Raw genomic sequence first — 21,684 nt, 5'->3', positions numbered from 1 at the left:
GTTCAAAAAAAGACCGCAAAATCCAAACGAATTTTGCGGTCCCTCTTGATTAATCATTGATAATTAATCTAAATTACTTCTTAAGGCCTTCCCACTTCCAGTTAACAACTTCTGGAAGATCAGTACCTTCTTGACGAATGTAAGCATTGTGCTTATCAATCGTGTCGTTCATACGTTGGATGAAGTAACTGCCCTTAACTGAGTAAGCTGGAATATCTTGAACAGCTTCCTTAGCTAAGTCGAAACGATCCAATTGGTTCAAGACGCGCATGTCAAATGGTGTGGTAATGTCACCATTTTCACGGTAGCCATGAACGTGCAAGTTATGGTTGTGACGATCAAAGAAGATGTCCTTGATCAAGCCTTCGAAGCCGTGGAATGCGAAGATAACTGGCTTGTCAGTCGTAAACAAGTTGTCAAATTCTTCATCACTCAAGCCACGAGGGTCAACCTTAGGTGAACGAAGCTTCAATAAATCAACCACGTTGATGTAACGAATCTTCATTTCTGGGAATTCTTTGTTCAAGATTGAGATGGCAGCCAATGCTTCCAAGTTAGGTTCTGAACCTGCGGCAGCAAAGACAACATCTGGTTCTTGACCCTGGTCAGTTGATGCCCAATCGATGTAGCCAAGACCATTCTTAACAAGGTTTTGAGCTTCATCCATGGTATACCATTGACGACGTGGGTGCTTTGAAGTAACGATTAAGTTAATCTTTTCGTAAGTTCTGAATGCAGAATCACCAACAGCTAACAATTCGTTAGCATCAGCTGGCAAATACTCACGGATGAATTCAGGCTTCTTCTCAGCTAAGTGAGTGAGCATACCTGGATCTTGGTGGGTATAACCATTGTGATCTTGCTGGAATACGGTTGATGTATCAACAAAGTTCAATGAAGGATATTGCTTTCTCCAGTATTGTTCTGAAGCTTTACGTAACCACTTGAAGTGTTGAGTCAACATTGAGTCAACTACTCGACCAAATGATTCGTAAGTAGCAAAGAAGCCATGACGACCAGTCAAGACATAACCTTCAAGCCAACCTTCTGCTTGGTGTTCTGAAAGTTGTGAGTCGATTACTCGGCCGTGGTTTGAAAGATCTTCATCATATGGTTCGTGAATATCTTCCATCCATTGACGCTTAGAGTCATCAAGTAAGCTGTAAAGACGGTTTGACTTAGTTTCGTCAGGACCGAAGCCACGGAAGCTGGTAGGGTTAAGTTCGGCAACCTTTTCCAACCAGTTTGACCATTCAATCATATCTTGCTTCTGAGTAACACCACGATCGAATTTAACTTCGAAGTCGCGTACATCAGGGAGCTTCAATGGTTCTGGCTTGATACCACCGTTAGTGATTGGGTTGACGGACATCCGCTTGTCACCCTTAGGAGCAAGTTCACGAATTTCTGGCTTCAATGTGCCGTTTTCGTCAAACAATTCTTCTGGCTTGTATGACTTCAACCAGTCAATTAATAAGTCTTTATGTTCCATTGAACCTGCGGCAACAGGAATTGGAACTTGGTGAGCACGGAATGAACCTTCGATTGGGTTGCCATCAAGATCCTTCTTAGGACCAGTCCAGCCTTTAGGTGAACGGAAGATAATCATTGGCCAGTTAGGTAACTTAACGTTATCAGGTGTCTCGTTTTCACGGGCATTCTTTTGAATTGACTTAATTTCTTCAATGACATGATCAAGTGTCTTAGCAAAGTCTGCTTCAACCTTAGCATGATCTGTGTCAGCCGTAGCTTCAACGAAGTATGGATCCCAGCCCATTCCTTTGAAGTAACTTGTTAAGTCTTCGTCACTCATCCGTGAAAGAATGGTTGGGTTAGAAATCTTGAAGCCGTTCATGTTAATAATCGGAAGAACAGCACCGTCAGTAATTGGGTTGATGAACTTGTCAGAGAACCATGATGCAGCCAATGGGCCAGTTTCTGATTCGCCATCACCAATTTCAACAGCAGCGATTACATCTGGGTTGTCTAAGATTGCACCGGTACCATGTGAAAGTGAGTAGCCAAGTTCGCCACCTTCGTGGATTGAACCTGGTGTTTCTGGTGCAGCATGAGAAGCAACGCCACCTGGGAATGAGAATTGCTTGAACAACTTAGCCATACCTTTTTCATCTTGGCTGATGTTTGGATAGATATCTGAATAACTACCGTCAAGGTATGAGTTAGAAACCATTACTTGGCCACCATGACCTGATCCTTCAATGTAGAACATGTTCAAATCGTATTTGTTAATCACACGATTCAATTCTGCATAAATCAAGTTTTGTGATACGATAGTTCCCCAGTGTCCAATTGGCTTAACCTTAACGTCCTTGGACTCAAGAGGTCGCTTAAGCAATGGATTGTCGCGCAAGAACAATTGGCCTACGGAAATGTAGTTTGCGGCACGCCAGTACTTATCAACAAGTTCCAAATATTCTTTGGAATCGTAATCTACTGTCATTAATTAACACTCCTTCTTCGATTTAACAACAAAGCTTCTGTATAGAATGTTCGAGAAATTGACAGACTTTCGTCTCATCAATTTACATCACTAATACTAAACGATATTTGCAAAAAGTCAACCTTTTTACAAATTGATACGGTCCAATATTAAATGTCCCAAACTCCTATACTTATTAGCCATTATGAACGGTTATAAATCTTTCGTCCACCATTATTAATGTTTTGTAACAAAATTTTCGAAATCATTACCTCATTAGTTCTTGTCGTCGCCGATTCACTAATTGAATGATTAAAAGCCCTGCTAAAACAGCGGCAGTGGTCAAAAAAGTGAGCCGCATGCCAAAAATGAATGCCGCCGGGTGATGATTGGGATAATTACGAGTTGTCTGGCCAAGATAGCTGCTAATGCCACTAAACAGGAGTATGTTGGCAAAAATCGCTCCAAAGGTCATCCCGGTGTTTCTGGCAAATCCTAATAAACCACTGGCCACCCCTAATTGATTTTGGCCAACCGCATTCATGACCAACACATTTGTCGGCGCTTGAAATAGGCCGTTTCCTAGACCAACTATTCCAAGCCAACCACATAAAACTACTAACGAGGTTGAAGAAGAGACCGTTGCCAGGCCAAGCTGGCCAATCAGTAGCGTTACTAGCGAGACGCCAGCAATCATATGAGAGCCTAATCGATCGCTAAGCCAGCCAGCAAATGGCGATATCACAATTTGAATGATTGGAAAGCTAATCAAAATCAAACCGGCTAGGTCTGTCCTGACACCCCGGTTTGCTTCCAGATACAGCGGTTCAATAATATTGACGGCAAAATTAATCCCGTAAACGATGACCGTTGCCAATAACCCAAACGAAAAATCAGGGTTATGAAATAGTCGAAAATCAAAAACCGGATTATCCATTCGTCTTTCTATACTGATAAGTCCAATCATTGACAGAACCGTTAAAAAGCCTAAGCTGACAAAAATCGGATTAGTGAAGCCCATCTCTTGGCCTAACACTAACCCAACAAACAGACTTCCAGCCGTCATAATCAAACTAAGCATCCCCGGCCAATCCAGCGGCCGTTTTTCAATTGGCTTATCCGCTGATAAAACCAGCTGGCCTAAGATAATCGCCACCAGTCCTACCGGTACGTTCACCCAAAATATATAATTCCATGGCAAATAAGCCAAAATCAAGCCGCCTAAACCAGGGCCGGCGATGCCACCGAAGGCAACGACTGAGCCAAAGCTGCCCAAGGCCAACCCCCGTTCGGCCTTAGGGAACGTCTCGGTGATAATGCCAGCATTGGTGCTTAAAGTCATACTAGCGCCGATTGCCTGGATCGCGCGCATCAACAAAATCCAACCAAATCCTAAGTTGACACCGCACAATAATGACGCCAGCGTAAAAATCAGCGTCCCCCATTTAAATAGCTTAACTTTCCCATAAAGATCTCCTAGTTTACCAAACGGCAGCAATAACATACAAGTGACAATTAGATAACTGGACGCAACCCAGTTAATTCGCGCCGTTGAAATACTAAGCGAATGAGCCATCACCGGCAACGCAATGTTCACAATACTGCTAGTTAAAGTCGACATAAACGAAAGTAACACAACGGCAGTAAAAACGCCCCAACGGTTATTCTTTAGTTGGTTATCCACTTGTCGTCATCCCCTATTATTAGGATTTTCTTTCTATAGCTATGTCTAGAATAATCGCTTTTTAACCAAGTGGGGAAAGATTGATTTGAATTCACCTAATTCAGCGCTTTGCAAAATCGATTCGAACAGTTACCTAAACTCTAAAAATGTGGTTTCGCTCGATAGCCAACGAAACGCGCTTGATATATAAACAGCCAAGCCTCCTGTCCCTAAATTTGTCATTTTAGGGATGGGGGGCTTGGCTAATTTGGGTTAATCAGTTGGCTTTCAAAACAAATCAGGTTCGGACAAGCAAAAACCGGCATATAAATTCGGAAACTGGGAATTGACTTAAGAAGCACTACTATGCGCACTCTAAGTGTCTGATGCCTACACGCTAGCCATTTTCATCCAAACTCACAAACGTATTGTAGTTCAAATATTTATAATGAATCCGCATATTGGAAACTTCAAATGGCGTGCCATCATCTAAGAAGAAGATGCCTTCCATCACACCAACCGGTTCGACGGGTTTTAACCCCAACAGCTTTTGGTCTTCTTTTGTCGAAGGGTCAGCCGTAATTGTCATGAATGACTTCGTAACCGATTTGCCCGTTGCATCCTCAAAGTAATTAAAAATCGATCCTTCAACCCGCTCAGCATTAAGCTCCGGAGCCACGCGAATCGGGATGTACCCTAATTCAATCATAAAAGGATTATCATCAAACGACCGCAATCGCTTAATCTGATAAACAAATTCTCCTGGATTCAAAAAAAGTTCCGTTTGCAGCTCGTCACTTGCTGGGATGACCTTGAAATCCAATAATTTAATTTTAGGGACTTGACCATCGCTTTTAAAGCTATCCGTCACGCCTAAGTTAGACCCTTCATACTGAAAGATCGTCTGGTTTTTTTGATATAGTGGGTTAATAAACGTGCCCGAGCCGCGCTTTTTAAAAATGATTCCTTGATTTGCTAGGACGTTCAACGCCCGCTTTACTGAGCTTCTGCTAACACCATAAGATTCACTTAGACTTCGTTCATCCGGTAAGCGCTTAGACACAAATTCGTTAGCCTGGATACGGTTCTTCAAATCTTTCATGATGTTGCGATACACTAAATCAGTCATTGCTGCTCCTTAATTAAATCGTCCAATTGATCTATTATCTCTAGAGTATAACAGATATTTTGTTTCTGTTCAGACAGAATTCGTTTTTGCGATGTGCTAAAATAACTTGTGAGGTGTCGGAAAAATGGCAAAAAAGAAAAACAAAAAAGTTCACAAAACGCTCGTTGAACAAATTCTTGATAAACATCACATTCCGTTTGAACAACTAGAGTTTCCAACTCATCAAGAAGGTGACGTTGCCCAAATCAGTGTCGATCACGTTGACCAAGACGAGCACCAGATTTTTAAAACCCTTGTCCTCGAAGGCAAAAAGACCGGCCCAGTCGTCGGGGTTGTCCCAGTGGATGAACACTTGGATGAAAAAAAGCTCGCCAAAGTTTCTGGTAACAAAAAGGTTAACATGGTGCCGTTAAAGGACCTGTTAAAAACGACCGGTTACCAGCATGGGGCCAACACGCCGATTGGTATTTGGGAGAAGTTTCACTACCCCATCTATATCGACCAAGAGGCTAAGGAAATGGGCCAAATTATCGTTTCATCCGGTCAAATTGGCCGCTCTGTCAAAGTTGACGCTCAACAACTAGTCGATCTGGTGAATGGCCAATTCGCTGACATAAAGGAATGATCGCCAATGCTCACAACCATTTTAATCAATATCGGTTTGGTACTCGGATTAGTGATCGGAGTACCATTTCTTTTTATCATTTTGCTTTCCCTGATTAATCGAAATACCAAGCGCCAGATCGCCACAACCTTTGGCATTAACGGCCAGCTATACTTTGGCTTTCTGGGCATCATGATTCACGAAACCAGTCATTTAGTTGCCGCCATTATTTTCGGCCACAAAATTGACGGCTGGCGTTTAATTAAGTTTCCGTCAGCAGAAGCGCCCACCTTGGGATACGTTCATCACACTTGGCGGCAAAACAGCCTTTATCAAAATATGGGGAATCTCTTTATCGGCGTTGCTCCCATCTTTGGCTGCTGCCTCGCAATCCTATTTAGCTGTCGCCTATTGCTTCCAGAAATTTATCAAACGATCACGCATACCATTACCGGGACGGCATCGCTTGGGTCGCTCAGCTTACCAGTCAATCATTGGGGGTCGGCTTTACTCTTCATAATCATCGCTGCTAATATTTGTATCGGTGGCTTTGATCTAAGCCGCTCAGACTTTCAAAACGCCGAACAAGGGGTTTGGCAAGCAGCTTTTTGGTTAGTCTTAATTGCCATCGTGATGTCGCTGCTGCCATTCCAGTTAGGATTTTTTAATTGGCTAAAACAAGTAATCAGCGTGCTGGTTGTTATCTCTTTATTTAATATTCTTATTTCGATAATCGTCAACCTACTGTTTCGAATTAGATAATCATTTCAAACCATTCCACTCGTCCACAAATTCGCTTAAAAAATCGAGCATAACTTGTTGCCGGTGGGCGGCAATTTCTTTGGCCGTTTCCGTATTCAATTGGTCCTTAAGCTTTAGCAGCTTTTCGTAAAAATGGTTAATCACCGTGCCTCGCTTGCGGTATTCGGATTTATCCATATTTTTACGGGGCATCATCCGAGGATTATACATGATCTCACCAAAATGGCCGCCAAAATAAAACGTCCGGGCAATGCCAATCGCGCCGATTGCATCTAGCCGATCGGCATCTTGGACAATTTGGCCTTCAATCGAAAGTTGGTGGTGTCGTTTAAGATTAGCGCTATAAGACATGTTATCGATAATTTCAAAAACTTGTTTGATAAATGCGTCATCATGGCCGACTTCTTTTAGCTTGGCGGTGATGGCTTTTCGTTTGGCCGCTGGATTGGTCGTTACCTTATCATCGGCCACATCATGCAAATACGCAGCCGTTAGCACCAGTTGCTCGTCGGCCGGTTCAGTTTTTAAAATCAATTGGGCCAGACGAACGACCCGTTCAATGTGCGTGTAGTCGTGACCGGTGGTTTCATAAGCAAGTTCATGTTGAACAAAGTCTCTGATTTGACGTAATCCGGGAATCATGGGGAAGGCTCCTTTTGGTTTTGGGTTGTTTTTTCCATTATAGTCCATCTGATCGCTGGGAAGATGAATGAGCTATGATAACGAAAAATCTTTTCATCCCATGAAATTTGTTTCATTCGTGCTGAAAGGTGGTTTGCCACCTGAATGACCAACACAATATTGTATGGTAGAAAAGTTAAATTGACATACGACCTATTTCACTATATGTCGTATGTCGTTTTGAACCCACTTAATAAAGGCAATTCCATTAAAAGTCTAACTGGAGATTTTAATCGAATTACCTTTATATAAAATCGTGTTTGGTGAATGATCACCTTCACACAAGCATGCACGAGCATCATAATCGAATGTCAGCGCTGCATCATGACTGCTCTCACCTTCTTGAGTATCACAGTTACATATGATTACATTGATTTACAACATCAAGTAGGGTTCCATTACCCGGTTTACTTTTTCTTCTAACAGCATTATAGATTTTAAATTGGGGAACTATAAATATCGTAAAAAAGATGATAATCGTCGAAAAATGATGTGAAAAAGCCTTGAAACAGAACCAATTGAAATTAAAGCCCTAGTTTAGAATCACTTCCAAGGGCCTCAATTATTATTTGAAAGTCCTGACCCGCGTTCCAACTTTTTAATCCGGCTGTTTCGATTGCTCATCACTGCTTCAACAAGCAACAACACCAGCAAAATCAGAATCCAGATAATCAGCACAAACGCCGCGGACTTGGCATCAGTCAAAATGCCTAGCCCTTTATTTAACTTAGGTTTATAAGCACTCGGAATCGCGACGTTTTTAACCATAATATTTCGAATCAACCCCGCAATTTCATATCCCGGCCACTTCACAACCAGTTTTTGCATGAAACTTGGTAACTCACCAAAAATGATATAAGAACCGGAGAAAAAGCCAGTCAGGGCACCAACAATCGCTGATAATGACGAAAACACCGAAATTGAGTTGACTAAATTAGTAATACAAGCAAAAAACAGACAACCAAATAGCACTAACAAAAACGCGTAACCAATGGTCTGGACGAACATCTTCACACTTAACAACGACTTTGCTTGAACATACAGATAAGCATAAGCAATTACGATAAACGCCAACGTTGACAATGAAGCTTCAATAATGGCTGCAATTAAATATGAGACTGACATTGACCACTTTGTCATTTGATTATTAACGATAAAATCATCTTGCTTATGATCCAAGTTATCTTTGATTCGTTGTTCAAACGGTGCCAGGGACGCTGAAATCCCAACAATTGAAATCAACCCAGCAATCATCCAAAGATCAACATATTTCTTTGCATGAATCCCCTTTGGCATTGCTAGTAAAATATTATCTCTGAGAAAAAAGACGTAAATTAACAAGGTAATTAATAGTGCCAAAAACGAGAAAAAGATGGCCATTTTATCACGGCGATAAATCGCCAGAGTTCTCCTAATAAATTTAGTTTTCATTGTGAGTCGCCTCAATATTTTTAAAGAGATCGTCAAATGACGTGTGCTTAACTTCAAAATCTCGTTGCTTTAATTGCTCGTGACCCGCTAAATAAGCAACCACTTCACTTGAATTGTCAAATAACTTAGTTGTCTGCACAATATCCCGTTCCTCATTTTGGGGATTTCCATAGACCACTAATTTGTACCTCGGCATTTGACTGACAAATTGGTCCACAGAACCGAAATACTTTTCTTGTCCATCTTGAATAAACAACACCTTATTGGCATAGATCAGTTCTCCCAAATCATGAGTTGTATAGATCATTCCCACAGTTGGCCCATCACTCATCAAGTGTTGGACTTGCTGCCAAGCCTCATTTTTAATATCAATATCCATTCCTGCTGATAACTCATCCAACAACAAGACGTTTGGCCTCAACATCGTTGTTCTGACGAAATTAACAATTCGCTTTTGGCCGCCCGATAATGCACCATATAATTGCTTGAGGTTTTGAATTTGAAATTGATCAAGTAGTCGTTTGGCGGCTTCCAGCTCCGCATTGCTTCTTGCTCTAAAACGTAAATTTTGGAGAATACTAAGGGTTTCGTCTAAGATATTATTTTGAAAAACAGCGCCAAGACGAGCTTGATTGCGAATAACTTTTCCTTGATCTGGCGGTAAAATTCCCATGATGATTTGCAGTAACGTTGACTTACCAGAACCATTAGGGCCGATTAACGCGATTCGATCTCCAGAATTTAAGCTAAATGACAACCTAACAATCCGGTTTCGCTTACTGACATTTCTAACCTCAACTTTCACGATAACCCTTCTCTCTGATTTGGCTGTAAAAGTATACAAATACATTATAACTATATAATTCACGTTTATCACTCAGCCATTTAATTTTCTGTCCAAGCCAAATGAGGAGAGACAATGCCAGAACTGCATCATCTCTCCTCATTTGGTTAACCTTCAAACACTATCCAATTCTTATAAAGATGCTATTTTGTTTCCACGCCTTTACCTTCATAATCATCAATCATAATCTGCTTCAGGTCGGCGATCAACGGTTCCTTTGGGTTAGCAGTCGTGCATTGATCTTCATAGGCCAAGGTTGCTAATCGGTCTAAAGCAGCATCGAACTTAGCCTTGTCAACGCCTTGAGCCTTCAAGCTCAACGTAACGCCAACTGAATGGGCTAATTCGATGAACTTCTGAACCAATCCTTCGATCAATTCATCATCATTTTTGCCTTGGATACCAATGTATCGGGCAATTTCTGCATAGTCTTTGTTAGCTCGGAAGTACTCATACTTAGGCCATGCGGCAATTTTTTCAGGTAACTTAGCATTGAACCGAATGACGTGCGGTACGGTGATCGCAATGGCAATCCCGTGGGTGATGCCAAATTCGCCGCCCAGTTTGTGAGCAACTGAATGAGTAATTCCTAAGAAGGCATTTCCAAAGGCCATCCCGGCTAAAGTAGCTGCATTGTGCATTTCTTCACGGGCGTGAGTGTCGCCATTGTACGACTTGGTCAAGTTGTCAAATACCAGCTTGATTGCTTGTAATGACAATGGTCGCGTATAATCAGAGGCCATCGTTGAAACAAACGATTCAATTCCGTGGCAAAGTGTGTCCAATCCAGAAGCGGCAACAGTCCCCTTTGGAACGGTCTCAACAAATTGCGGATCCACGATCGCAACATCTGGGGTCAAGGCATAGTCAGCCAATGGGTACTTAACATGGGTCTTAGAGTCAGTAATAACGGCAAATGGCGTCACTTCAGAACCAGTCCCGGAAGTCGTTGGAATGGCGATCATTTGAGCTTTGCGCGGCTTCTGGAAGCGGTATGCCCGCTTTCTGATATCAATAAACTTTTGCTTAGCGCCAAAGAAGCTGGTGTTGGGATCTTCGTAGAATAACCACATGTTCTTTGCGGCATCCAGTGGTGAACCACCACCAAGGGCGATGATTGTATCTGGCTTGAATGCCCGCATCTGGCGAACACCTTTTTCAACTGTATCAGTGGTTGGGTCGGGTTCAACGTCTGAGAATAATGAGTATTCAATTTCATTTGGTCGTCGTTTTAATTCATCCAAAACGGTGTCGACGTAGCCATGTTCAACCATGCCCGGGGTGGTTACGATGAATACCTTGTTGATACCTGGCATATCGTCGAGGTAACGAATTGAGGTCTTTTCAAAGTATACCCGCGGTAACTTAATCCATTGCATATTATTTCGTCTCTTTGCGATTGTTTTAATATTTAAGAGGTCGTAATCAGTTACATTGTGAGAAATTGAGTTAGCTCCCCACGAACCAGTTCCAAGGGTCAATGATGGCGTCATTTCGTTATAAAGATTGCCAAGCCCGCCAAGGCCACCTGGGGTGTTAACCAGCACCCGGGCTGCTTTCATCTTAACCCCAAACTTGAGCGCAACATCGTCATCCATCGTCTGAATACCAGCCGTGTGACCTAAGCCGCCAAAATTGAGTAATTGTTCACAAATGTTAAATGCGTCTGCTTGGGTCTTCGCCCGATAAATACTAATGACGGGGCAAAGCTTTTCAGCTGACAAAGGCTGCTTCGGGCCAATCCCAGTAATTTCAACAGCAAGCACCTTCGTGTCGTCAGGCACTTTAATGCCAGCCAACTTGGCAATATGCTTGGCAGATTTCCCAGGAATTGGGCCGCGGACACTTCCGCGCTTGGGATCAAACATCGTGTCAGATAGCTTTTGTTGTTCCTGCTTAGGAACAAAGTAAACCCCATTTTTAACAAGTTGTTCTTTGACTTGATCATAAATGTCAGTATCAATCACCGCACTGTTTTCAGTTGCACAGATCATCCCGTTATCAAAGGTTTTTGACAAAATCAAATCGTTAACTGCTCGTAAAATGTTTGCCGTTTTTTCGATATAAACCGGACCGTTACCAGGACCAACGCCTAAAGCCGGCTTGCCAGTTGAATAAGCGGCTTTAACCATGCCTGGACCGCCGGTTGCTAAAGTGCTGGCAACTCCTGGGTGATTAATTAATTTGTTAGTCGCTTCAATACTTGGTTCAGTAATCCACTGAATGCAACCCTCTGGCGCGCCGGCCGCAATTGCAGCATCACGAACAACCTTTGCGGCAGCAATTGAAGATTTCAAAGCTTGTGGGTGAAAACTAAAGATAATTGGATTTCGCGTCTTCATTGCGATAATTGACTTAAACAATGCCGTTGAAGTCGGATTGGTAACCGGTGTAATGCCGGCCAACACGCCCAAAGGTTCAGCAACCGTGATCAATTGGCGTTCTTCGTCGTCTTTAATGACTCCCACGGTCTTGTGATCACGAATGCTGTGCCAAATCTCTTCAGTCGCATACATGTTCTTAATTGCCTTATCTTCAGCAACGCCCCGGCCGGTTTCTTCATAAGCCATTTGGGCTAATTCCATGTGCTTATCCTGCCCAGCCATAACCATTTGATGCGTGATATGATCCACTTTGGCCTGGTCAAATGAATCCATCACTTCAAGTGCTTTTTGAGCTTTTGAAACCAATCCATTAATCATGGTATCAACATCGGTCTTAACGACTGGCTTTGTTTGCTTTTTTTCTTCTACTTTATTTTCAATCATTGCTTGCCTCCAATGAAAATAGCTTTGTTATCAATTTCACAATTATTATCATATCACGTTTTTTTAAAATGTAAATCTTTTTCGTTCAAAAAATCACAATTGTTTCAGTAAGCGTAGAATCATTGGTGTATCAAGGTAAATTAAAAGGAGAGCTCCTAGCTAAGCTCTCCCTTAAATGAAACCGATTTCACAATTTTATATGTGAACGCTCTCACTACTTATCAACTTTTGTTAATGGTTTTTCAATGATTGCCAATAATTTTTCGGATTGAATCCTGTCGATAATGACATTCACGGCTACTTGCATTAATTTGTCATTCAAATTAGTTTCTTCAGTCGCCCGGCCACTATTTTGACCATCCATATTTTTAAACGAAAACATCAAGCGTTTAATAAAGCTGTCATATGCTTGTTGCGGATAGATATTAGCGGTCACTTGATCGATGCCATGGCGAATCGTATCAAGCGAAAACGCCGGCTTCAACAAACTAATCAAAAGCACATCAGCAATTTGCATGGTTTGGTACTTCTTTTTAACTGGTGCCATAATCGCCTTATGCTTCACGTAATTATTAATCATTGCCGGGGTTACCTTATCAACCCCAATGGGGCCCAGCGTATCGTTGACCAACGCAGTCACTTGATCCATATACAGTGAGAAATTGGGTAATTCTGACCACAACGGTAATTCGATGGCTTTTAGCTTTTCTTCCCATTGTTTGTATTGTTCTTCGGCGTAGCTCATGAAATCACTCCTTTTGTATTATTATACCATATTATCTAGTCATGAAGACTAGATAATCCCAATAAAATAAGGCTGGCAAAATGAAGCCAACCCCAATAGCCTTTTAATCATTATCGTAACGACCGTGCCTTTTTTTGACGCCGCTTTTCCCGCTGCGTTAAAAAGGTTGAAATGACGCCTTGAAGGAACATATACAGCGGATACGCGGATGCAATTAACGGCACTGCATACAACCAAATATCCTTATCAAAGAACGAAACCAGTGAAAAAATATTATTGAAGAAAATGATAATCGCCAAAAAGACGATCAGCACCAGCAAATCCATCCCAGCTTTGAGCCGATTGAGCGGCCGGGAAACCATCACAAGTGCCAGCCAGCAAATTGCCCCAGTTAATAAGACACATAGTGTTGAAGTGAATTCATAAGGCAACCCAAAGAATGACCCCACAATTTCAATTACGATAATGTAGCCAACAATACAAATCGCGGCCGGTGTCGAAATAATCAGCACCTGTTTCATAAATTGATTGGTAATTCGAGCAAAGTTCGGTTCCAGTGCCAAGAAGAAAGATGGAATGCCCACCATCAAAGAAGTGATTGGGGTTAATTGAATCGGTTCAAAGGGATAATTCATTGCCAAGAACACGAAAATAAAGGATAGGGCAACTGAATACATTGTTTTAATTAAATACATTGAAGCCACTCGTTCGATGTTATTAATAACCCGTCGGCCTTCGTTCAATACGTCAATCATGGCATCAAAATTCGAGTTGATTAGGACAAAGTCAGCAATACTCTTCGTGCTTTCACTGCCAGAAGCCATGGCAATGCCACAATCTGCTTGCCGCAATGCCAACAAGTCATTGACACCATCGCCGGTCATCGCAACGGTGTGCTGATTTGCCTGTAACGCGCTAATTAATCGCTTCTTTTGATCGGGAGTTACTCGGCCAAAGACCGTATTTTCCTGGGCAATTTTTCCAAAGTCTGCTTCTTGATCAATCGTCGACATATCAATTGCGTGTTCAGCTCCCCTAATATCAGCGCTTTGGGCAATCGTTGCCACCGTGGTTGGATCGTCTCCAGAAATCACTTTAATATCAACATCTTGATTTCTAAAATACTGAAATGTATTGGCAGCGTTGGGCCGGATAACATCTGATATTAAGACCAGCCCCATTAGTTCTGGATTTACCAGCGGCTTATCAGCAGCCAATGCCGCGACTTGAGCCACTGCCAACACTCGATAGCCCTTTTTGGCATAGCGGGTAATTTGTTCGGTTAACGCGGTCGATAGCGTTTTGAAGATAAATTGCGGCGCCCCAAAAACGTATTGGCCAGCGTCATTGCCAACGCCACTCCATTTTCGTTCAGACGAAAATGGGACGATGGTTACTGGCCGCCAACCAGGATCATCAATTGCTTGCGTAATCGCCCGAGCCGTTTCGTTATTATCACCGGTGCCATACGTAATGCCAGCAACAATTTGTTTTAACTGTTGCGCACTCACAGATGCCTTAGTCGGGATGGCGTCAATGAACTTTAAGTTGCCGCTTGTAATAGTTCCCGTTTTATCCAAACAGATCACGTCAACTCTGGCCAGCGTTTCAATCGCCGGCAAATCTCGTACCAACGTATGTTTTCTTGCTAAATGCATCGCCGATACTGCCAACGTCATCGATGTCAACAACACCAAGCCTTCTGGAATCATGCCAATCATTGCGGCCACCGTTCCTAAGATGGCCCGGTTGACGCCGGTTCCCCCATATAACTTTGCGACAAACAAAATGATCCCTAATGGAATAATCACGTAGGTTAATACTTTAATAATCCGGTTAATCGTATTTAACAGGATGCTAGCCGTATCTTCACCTTTTTTGGCTTCATTAGAGAGATGATTAACAAACGTATCCGCGCCAACTTTGGTCACTAACATCTTGCCGGCACCGCCAACCAAGAAAGTCCCAGAGGTTAACGGATCGCCCGGCGCCTTTATAATCGTCTCCGATTCACCGGTAATTGGCGATTCATCGACTTCCATCCCGCGGCTTTCGATGACTTGGCCATCAACGGGAATCTGATCCCCTCGCCCAAGCGAAATAATATCGTAGAGGACAATGTCTTCTGAGCGCACGGGGAGTATCTTGGCATTTCGAACAACGCTGATTTTCCCTTCGGAAAGGAGCACCATTTTATCAACCTGGCGTTTAGACCGAATTTCTTGGATAATCCCAATTGCCGTGTTAAATATAGCAATGCCAAGAAACAGCAGGTTTTTATAACTACCCGTGTAAAAGACAAGGGCACCCAAAATAACGTTAACCAAGTTAAAGAGCGTCAAAATATTATCGCGAAAAATCTCCTTTACACTTCTGGTAAGGGACTGTTCGGCAGTATTTTTTTTACCAGCCTTAATTTGCTGTTCAACTTGCTTGTCGCTTAGTCCACGCGCCGTATTGACATCTGCTAGATTAACCTCAGCCATTTACTTGACACCTCGCTTTATATCAATTGTACAAAATAACGATTTAAAAGCACATTCTTTTGCATCTTAATGGCGTAAACTTAAAACTATCTCAAAAAACAACGTCAGGCAAGGAGCGCTTTGACACCCTCATTTAAACAAATAGCGCAATCATCCCTACTTTGGAATGGTTACGCTATTGCTTAAATGGCCAAAGATCAGCCGTTTGCCGCAGTTTTAGCCAACTATTAATGGTATTACAGTTGTATTGGCGAACCAGAAATTCGCTTTTATCCATGCTTCGTCATCGTTAACGTACCAATTGCATTGAGATTACCGGACAATCTTCTTATTCAAAACTTCTGAAAGCTTCTTTAGGGCATCATCTCGGGTTTTGATGACATCCATATTCCAAATAATCGAATCGATGTCGCCACCATCAAAATCAAACTTTTCAAAGTAGATATAAGGATCATCGTCACTCTTTTGGAAAACCTTATCAATTCGGTCAGCAAATCCCTTGGTCCAATCGTCATCATCCATTTCTGGAATCTCTTTTTTGGTCACGTAACCTTGTTGCTTAATCAGGTCAACCGCCTTATTGATATCATCATCCGAATAATCAAATTTTTTGCCGGTTTCGCGTTCTGCTGCATCGGCTTTTTGCTCTGCTGCACTTTCCTTAGCCTTTTGAGCCATAAACCTACATCCCCTTATTTTGATAGGGCAGCTCCTCAAGCAATCAACTTGCACCAAATACCCATCACACAAGTTCCTATTTGACAATGGGTATTACTTTGACGGTCTTAAAGCATCGAGCCAATCTAGCAATCATGAATTGCTTGACGCCGCTCATTTTGAATCTATTATAAGCGTAGCACTGTTTCCCGGCAAAATTAAGAAAAACGTCGAGACTAATTGTCAATAATTCCTAAATCACTTAAAAATTGTCTTATACGGGCGTATAATGAATTGTAATCTGAGGTGTAACAGATCAGCATTAATATTATTATATCGAAATGAGGAATTGAATTTTGGGAGATAGCCAGATACTGACTAACCTATTGATTGTCATCGTTACTTTCTTCTTCGCGGCGTTCTTTGTTGCCAGTGAATTCGCACTCGTTCAAACAAGAGCCAGTGCCCTTGAAGAAAGAAAAAAGAATTTACTTCAAAGTAAGGCCAATAAACCGAAGCGGATCAAAAAATTAGACCGCGAGATCCACATGGTTACCAACCTGAATGAATATCTCTCTACCACCCAAGTTGGTGTTAGTTTAGCTGGAATTATTCTAGGTTATTTGGGTGAATCATTTGTGGTCACGATTTTAGTGGACGTCATGGAAATCCACAACTCACCAATTGATCCAACAACGGCCCATGCAGTCGGTGCGGTAGTTGGCATTATTATCTTAACTTATTTAGAAGTTGTTTTAACTGAAATTGTGCCTAAAAACATCAGTATTGATATGCCGTTGAAAGTATTGAGTTTCATTTCAACCCCACTGCATTATTTTCATATTATCTTTTACCCATTTGTTTGGCTGCTAAACGTTTCGGCCAACGGCATTGTCAAAATGCTGGGGCTGCAAGTTGCTAATGAAAATGACGAGTCGTTCTCACAAGCTGAAATTTTAAATTTGTCAAGAAATGCAGTTAAAAGCGGCCAACTGGAACAAAATGATTATCTTTATATGCAACGGGCTTTTCAATTAAACGATAAAGTTGCCAAAGATATTATGATCGATCGTACGCAGCTGATCGTCATCGATATTACGACTACTGTTAAACAGGCCATTCAAGTTTACCTACAGAAAAAGTTCAGCCGAATTCCGGTGGTTGCTAACAATAATAAAGACAAAATCTTAGGTTATGTTTATAACTATGATTTAATTCGCCAGTCGCAAGTTGATTCAACAATTAAGGTTGACCGCTTGTTGCGAGATATTTCAACGACACCTGAAATGACCCCCATTACTGACGTCCTCCACCAAATGATTAACAAGCGAACGCCAATCGTCGTTGTGGTGGACGAGTATGGTGGGACATCCGGTATCATCACCGATAAGGATATTTATGAAGAATTATTTGGGACCGTTCGTGACGAAATCGATCCATCCTTTACTGAATATATTTTCAAACAGCCAAACGGTACTTATCAGGTTAACGGCAAGCTTACGACTCACGACTTTGAACGTTATTTTGATGCCGATTTTCCTGAATTTACAACATCTGATGCCGTCACTTTAGCAGGATATTTCTTGGATAATTATCCCGATATCAAAGCTGGTGATGTCATCTCATTTGAAAACTTTGACTTTAAGATTATCGATTATGAGAATTCATTTATCAACTGGTTTGAAGTTACTAAACACCAACCTGTTAAACATTCGGATGATGACGATGGCACATCAGTTGATCAATAATACAAATAAAAGGCTGTCCTCAGGCGATATGCGGTCAGCCTTTTATTTGTTTGTTAGCATTGTCTTTTAAGTGGGTTTTAGCAACCGCAAAATGTTTGGCCTATTTGGCGTTTTCTAGGTACTTTGCTCCGCTCACTTTCTAGGACAGCTATGCAAAGCAGAAGTCTGCGCGTAAGCACCTTTGCGAAAAATTCCAGGCCCGGGAATTTCTCGCAAAGGAGACTTACACTCCGACTTCTAACCGCTTTGCTCCGCTCACTTTCTTAGGACAGCTGCACAAAGCAGGGATCTGCGCGTAAGCACCTCTAACAAAAATCCCAGAACCGGGGATTTCCGTTAGAGGAGACTTACACTTCGATCCCTAACCGCTTTGTTCCGCTCACTTTCTTAGGACAGCTGCACAAAGCAGAAAGCTGCGCGTAAGTCTACTTGCCCAAAAATCCAAACCCGGGATTTCTGGGCAAGTAAACTTACACTCCGCTTTCTAACCGCTTTGTTCCGCTCACTTATACATTAGGAGGGTTTTACTTGAAAAAGTTATGGCAAAAAACACCCACCTGGGTCACTTATTCGGTGCTGTTTGTCGCACTCATTAGTGTTTTGGTTGGCTGTTTATTTATGACTGGCAGATCAATGATTTGGGAACTGGATGGGATTGCCCAGCATTATCCCATTCTCGTCCAATTTCGACATATGATTGCCCAATTTCTTCAAAACCCAAGTAGTGGTTTTACTCACTGGGCCTGGAATATTAGCTTAGGAGCTGACCAACTTACTAATTTCTCCTATTACGTCATGGGCGACCTCTTTAATTATTTGATTATCCTATTTCCAAAGAGCCAAATTGAAACTGGATTTGCCTGTTTGGTATTTTTAAGAATGTATGCTTCCGGGTTAGCATTCTTGTTATATGCATCATCGTATCATTTTAGTAAGCTCAGTAAGGTGATCGGGGCTTTAGCCTATACCTTCAATGGCTATGCTTTAGCTACTGGGTTCCATCACCCATTCTTTATTCTGCCGCTCATCTTCTTTCCCCTATTATGTTACGGAATTGACCGCGTTTTAACCAACAAATCGTGGCTACCGCTGATTCTGGCTGTCTTTTTAGTGCTGTTGGGCAACTTCTATTTTGCCTGGATTCTTGGCATCGGCGCCATTTTTTACACGGTCATTCGCTTACTTAGCCGCTTCAAACAAGCGGATTTTCACTTCTTTAAGTCTTTAGCTAAATTAGTTGTATCCGTTATCCTTGGTATGGGGATGGCGGCAATTGTCTTTGTTCCAACCGTTATTCTGGCAACCGGTTCTACTCGAATAACTAATAACTTTGCCAACGGGATGAAGTTGTTTCCCCCAGAATATTACCTAAATATTTTCGATTCTATCCTGCCAACTGGGCGGGCAATGAGCTTCTGGCTAGTTATCGGGATTTCATCAGTCTCATTTTTAGGTGTTATTTACATACTACGCCGATTCAAAACGTATCTTTGGCCAAATATCGGCTTACTGATCGTGTTAATTGGGATTTTAATTCCAGCTTTCGGTGCAGTGATGAATGCCATTTCGACTCCCTCTAACCGCTGGGTTTTATTGGCTAATTTAATTTGGGGAATGGCAACCGTTATTTTTGTTGATAATCTCGACCGCTTTACCAAGAAGGATATTAGCTGGTTTGTTATCGCGGCCATTTTATTAATTACGATTGTTTGGGCGGCCAATGGGTTCTTACTGAACTTAGAGCGGCATGACTTTATTGCTTATGGCTTTTTGTTATTGACGGTGATCGTCGTCTTATGCGCGTTTGCGTTTCATTGGCGGCAAACCACCAAAGGACTGGTCCTGCTCTGCGTCTTCATGTTAAACATCGCTGGCAATATCATTGGTATCTATAGTCCCAATTCCAGCAAATTAGCCAACCAGCAATTAACCCGTGGGTTGGCAACTCGGCTGAGCAGTGATTATTATACTGGTGCCAATAAATATCTTGAAACCCAACCGGGCTTCTTTAGGGTCTCAAAAGCACCGCGCTATCACTACAATGAACACCTTCAAAATCAAGCTAATTACACTAACACCAATACTGACCTTTCAATGAATACTGGCTTAAATGATGAATCGGTTTATCTAACCCTTCAAAATGGTTACCTGGGCAAATTTTCTCAATCACTTGGCAACAGCCAATTTTCAATGAATACGCCAATTGCCCAAGGCGATTATCGAACCGCCTTTAACGACTTGCTGGGCGTCAAATATATTTTTGCCAAAGCTAATTCAACTAAACAGCCAGTGTTGCCTTATGGGTATCAGCCAATCCGGGACAAAAACGGTAAGATTAAGACGTTTGAAGCTGCGCCCCGTGTCAACGCCGTCCCGGCAATTGAAAATATGGACGGCACCACCATTTACAAAACTAATAACGCGTTGCCGCTGGTTTATACCCAGGCCAAAACCGTTTCGCCCAGCGTATTTAACCACTTAAACGCCGTTGACCGAGAACGGGTTATGACCCAAGCGGCCGTTGTTAATAGTGATCAAAATAATACCAATCCGCTCAACTATCAGTCGCCAAGCCACAATCTCAAGTATTCTGTTCAAGTTGATAAGACCAAGATTGTTGATTCTGCCAGCCAGCTTACAAAATATCGACTAGGAATTTTGGGTGATGCTAACGCGGACAAAATCATTAAGCAGCCCCATGCTCAAGTCAGCTTATCAGCCAATCTCCAAAAGACCAAAGACCTTTTGGCAAATAATCGAATGATCTTAGAAAATAATGAATACGAAAACCAAAATGGCCTTAAGCAGATGGTCTCAGACGTTACTGGTAAGCCATTTGACTATTCATTGACAATCCAAAAGCCGCAGCAGACCAAAAACGCTGAGTTATACTTGGTCCTTTCGGGAATCAAACAGACCGATGGCACAATTGCCGATCACAATCAATGGTACAAAAATCAATTTCTGCTACAAAACAAGTTTTATTCAAGGTTAGGACAATTAGATGTTGCGCGTCATAGTTTATTAAAGCCAACATTTGGTGGCTACTTCTTTGACGCTCGGGCCAAGGGATATCATAATGGTTATGCTCAATACGATAAGGATAACCTGTCCAACTACCGGCAAATTAACAATATGGTTTTAAACTTGGGCTATTCTACCAGTGCTAGAAAGACTATCACCCTAAACTTTAACCAAGTTAAAAATATCAAATTTAAGTCCGTCAAATTAATCGCCATGCCCTTTAACAAGGCTTACGATCGGCAAATGAATCGGCTTCAAAAAACTGGGTTGAAGAATCTGAAGGTTGACCAAAACGACGTTAGCGGAACCGCTTCGAATAGTCGCGCAACAACATTAGTCACTTCGATTCCGTATTCAACCGGTTGGCAATTAACCATTGATGGTCAAAAAGCACCGACTTTCGTTGTTAATAAGGGATTTGTTGGGGCTAAGCTGCCCGCTGGCAAGCATCAAATTCACTTTAAATACACCACGCCGGGGTTGCCAATTGCCAAATTCGTTTCGATGGGTAGTTGGTTAATCTTTCTTTGCTTGGCCATTTTTACCGGTGCTTACCAACTATTTCACCGGCAAGCCAAAAAGTTCGAGCATACCGCCTCTCATTTAAAGAAACCCAAAGAACACCGCGCTTGATTACTGAAGCAACAACCAGTACAGTTAGATAAGAATATGATTTGAAAGTAATAATGTGCTTATTATTGA

General features: G+C 42.0%; 14 protein-coding genes. 4 read left to right on the top strand and 10 right to left on the bottom strand.

Going from position 1 to position 21,684, the window contains the following annotated elements; all coding sequences use genetic code 11:
• Positions 1-73: 73 nt before the first annotated feature.
• From YK48G_RS04520 to YK48G_RS04510, 3 genes are all read right to left on the bottom strand, one after another.
• Positions 74-2,461 (bottom strand): phosphoketolase family protein, encoded by a 2,388-nt coding sequence (locus YK48G_RS04520; protein WP_203629535.1) that lies wholly within the window; start codon positions 2,459-2,461, stop codon positions 74-76.
• 247 nt (positions 2,462-2,708) lie between these two features.
• A complete protein-coding gene (locus YK48G_RS04515) occupies positions 2,709-4,124 on the bottom strand; it encodes an MFS transporter (RefSeq protein ID WP_232365283.1) in 1,416 nt (471 codons plus the stop codon).
• Positions 4,125-4,500: 376 nt separating this feature from the next.
• Positions 4,501-5,232 (bottom strand): GntR family transcriptional regulator, encoded by a 732-nt coding sequence (locus YK48G_RS04510; RefSeq protein ID WP_203629534.1) that lies wholly within the window; start codon positions 5,230-5,232, stop codon positions 4,501-4,503.
• Positions 5,233-5,356: 124 nt separating this feature from the next.
• Here YK48G_RS04510 and ybaK point away from each other — a divergent pair, with 124 nt between their 5' ends.
• Positions 5,357-5,857 carry a Cys-tRNA(Pro) deacylase gene (gene ybaK / locus YK48G_RS04505; RefSeq protein ID WP_203629533.1) on the top strand — a complete coding sequence of 167 codons (501 nt, stop codon included), beginning with the start codon at positions 5,357-5,359 and terminating at the stop codon, positions 5,855-5,857.
• A gap of 6 nt (positions 5,858-5,863) precedes the next feature.
• Positions 5,864-6,598 (top strand): hypothetical protein, encoded by a 735-nt coding sequence (locus YK48G_RS04500; protein ID WP_203629532.1) that lies wholly within the window; start codon positions 5,864-5,866, stop codon positions 6,596-6,598.
• Here the strand turns inward: YK48G_RS04500 and YK48G_RS04495 are convergent, their stop codons facing one another.
• From YK48G_RS04495 to YK48G_RS04465, 7 genes are all read right to left on the bottom strand, one after another.
• Positions 6,599-7,240, bottom strand: a complete 642-nt coding sequence (locus YK48G_RS04495; RefSeq protein ID WP_203629531.1) for an HD domain-containing protein — start codon at positions 7,238-7,240, stop codon at positions 6,599-6,601.
• 597 nt (positions 7,241-7,837) lie between these two features.
• Positions 7,838-8,710 carry an ABC-2 transporter permease gene (locus YK48G_RS04490; RefSeq protein ID WP_203629530.1) on the bottom strand — a complete coding sequence of 291 codons (873 nt, stop codon included), beginning with the start codon at positions 8,708-8,710 and terminating at the stop codon, positions 7,838-7,840.
• Positions 8,700-9,515 carry an ATP-binding cassette domain-containing protein gene (locus tag YK48G_RS04485; RefSeq protein ID WP_203629529.1) on the bottom strand — a complete coding sequence of 272 codons (816 nt, stop codon included), beginning with the start codon at positions 9,513-9,515 and terminating at the stop codon, positions 8,700-8,702. The genes YK48G_RS04490 and YK48G_RS04485 overlap by 11 nt, the downstream gene beginning before the upstream one ends.
• A gap of 182 nt (positions 9,516-9,697) precedes the next feature.
• Entirely contained in the window at positions 9,698-12,322 is a 2,625-nt protein-coding gene (gene adhE / locus YK48G_RS04480; protein WP_203629528.1) for a bifunctional acetaldehyde-CoA/alcohol dehydrogenase, read from the bottom strand.
• A 214-nt stretch (positions 12,323-12,536) separates the two neighbouring features.
• Positions 12,537-13,067, bottom strand: coding sequence for a DUF1836 domain-containing protein (locus tag YK48G_RS04475; RefSeq protein WP_203629527.1), 531 nt, complete (start codon positions 13,065-13,067; stop codon positions 12,537-12,539).
• A gap of 110 nt (positions 13,068-13,177) precedes the next feature.
• Positions 13,178-15,553, bottom strand: coding sequence for an HAD-IC family P-type ATPase (locus YK48G_RS04470; RefSeq protein ID WP_203629526.1), 2,376 nt, complete (start codon positions 15,551-15,553; stop codon positions 13,178-13,180).
• Between the two features lie 312 nt (positions 15,554-15,865).
• A complete protein-coding gene (locus YK48G_RS04465) occupies positions 15,866-16,231 on the bottom strand; it encodes a hypothetical protein (RefSeq protein WP_203629525.1) in 366 nt (121 codons plus the stop codon).
• 335 nt (positions 16,232-16,566) lie between these two features.
• On the opposite strand from YK48G_RS04465, the gene YK48G_RS04460 reads away from it, so the two are divergent.
• Both YK48G_RS04460 and YK48G_RS04455 read left to right on the top strand, forming a co-directional pair.
• Positions 16,567-17,958, top strand: a complete 1,392-nt coding sequence (locus tag YK48G_RS04460; protein WP_203629524.1) for a hemolysin family protein — start codon at positions 16,567-16,569, stop codon at positions 17,956-17,958.
• A 528-nt stretch (positions 17,959-18,486) separates the two neighbouring features.
• Positions 18,487-21,615, top strand: coding sequence for a YfhO family protein (locus tag YK48G_RS04455; RefSeq protein ID WP_203629523.1), 3,129 nt, complete (start codon positions 18,487-18,489; stop codon positions 21,613-21,615).
• Positions 21,616-21,684: the final 69 nt, after the last annotated feature.

It is taken from the genome of Lentilactobacillus fungorum, assembly GCF_016860605.1.
In the GTDB taxonomy this organism is placed as follows: domain Bacteria; phylum Bacillota; class Bacilli; order Lactobacillales; family Lactobacillaceae; genus Lentilactobacillus; species Lentilactobacillus fungorum.
The sequence above is the reverse complement of the archived record's forward strand: the minus strand, read 5'-3'. Positions and strand labels throughout refer to the sequence as shown.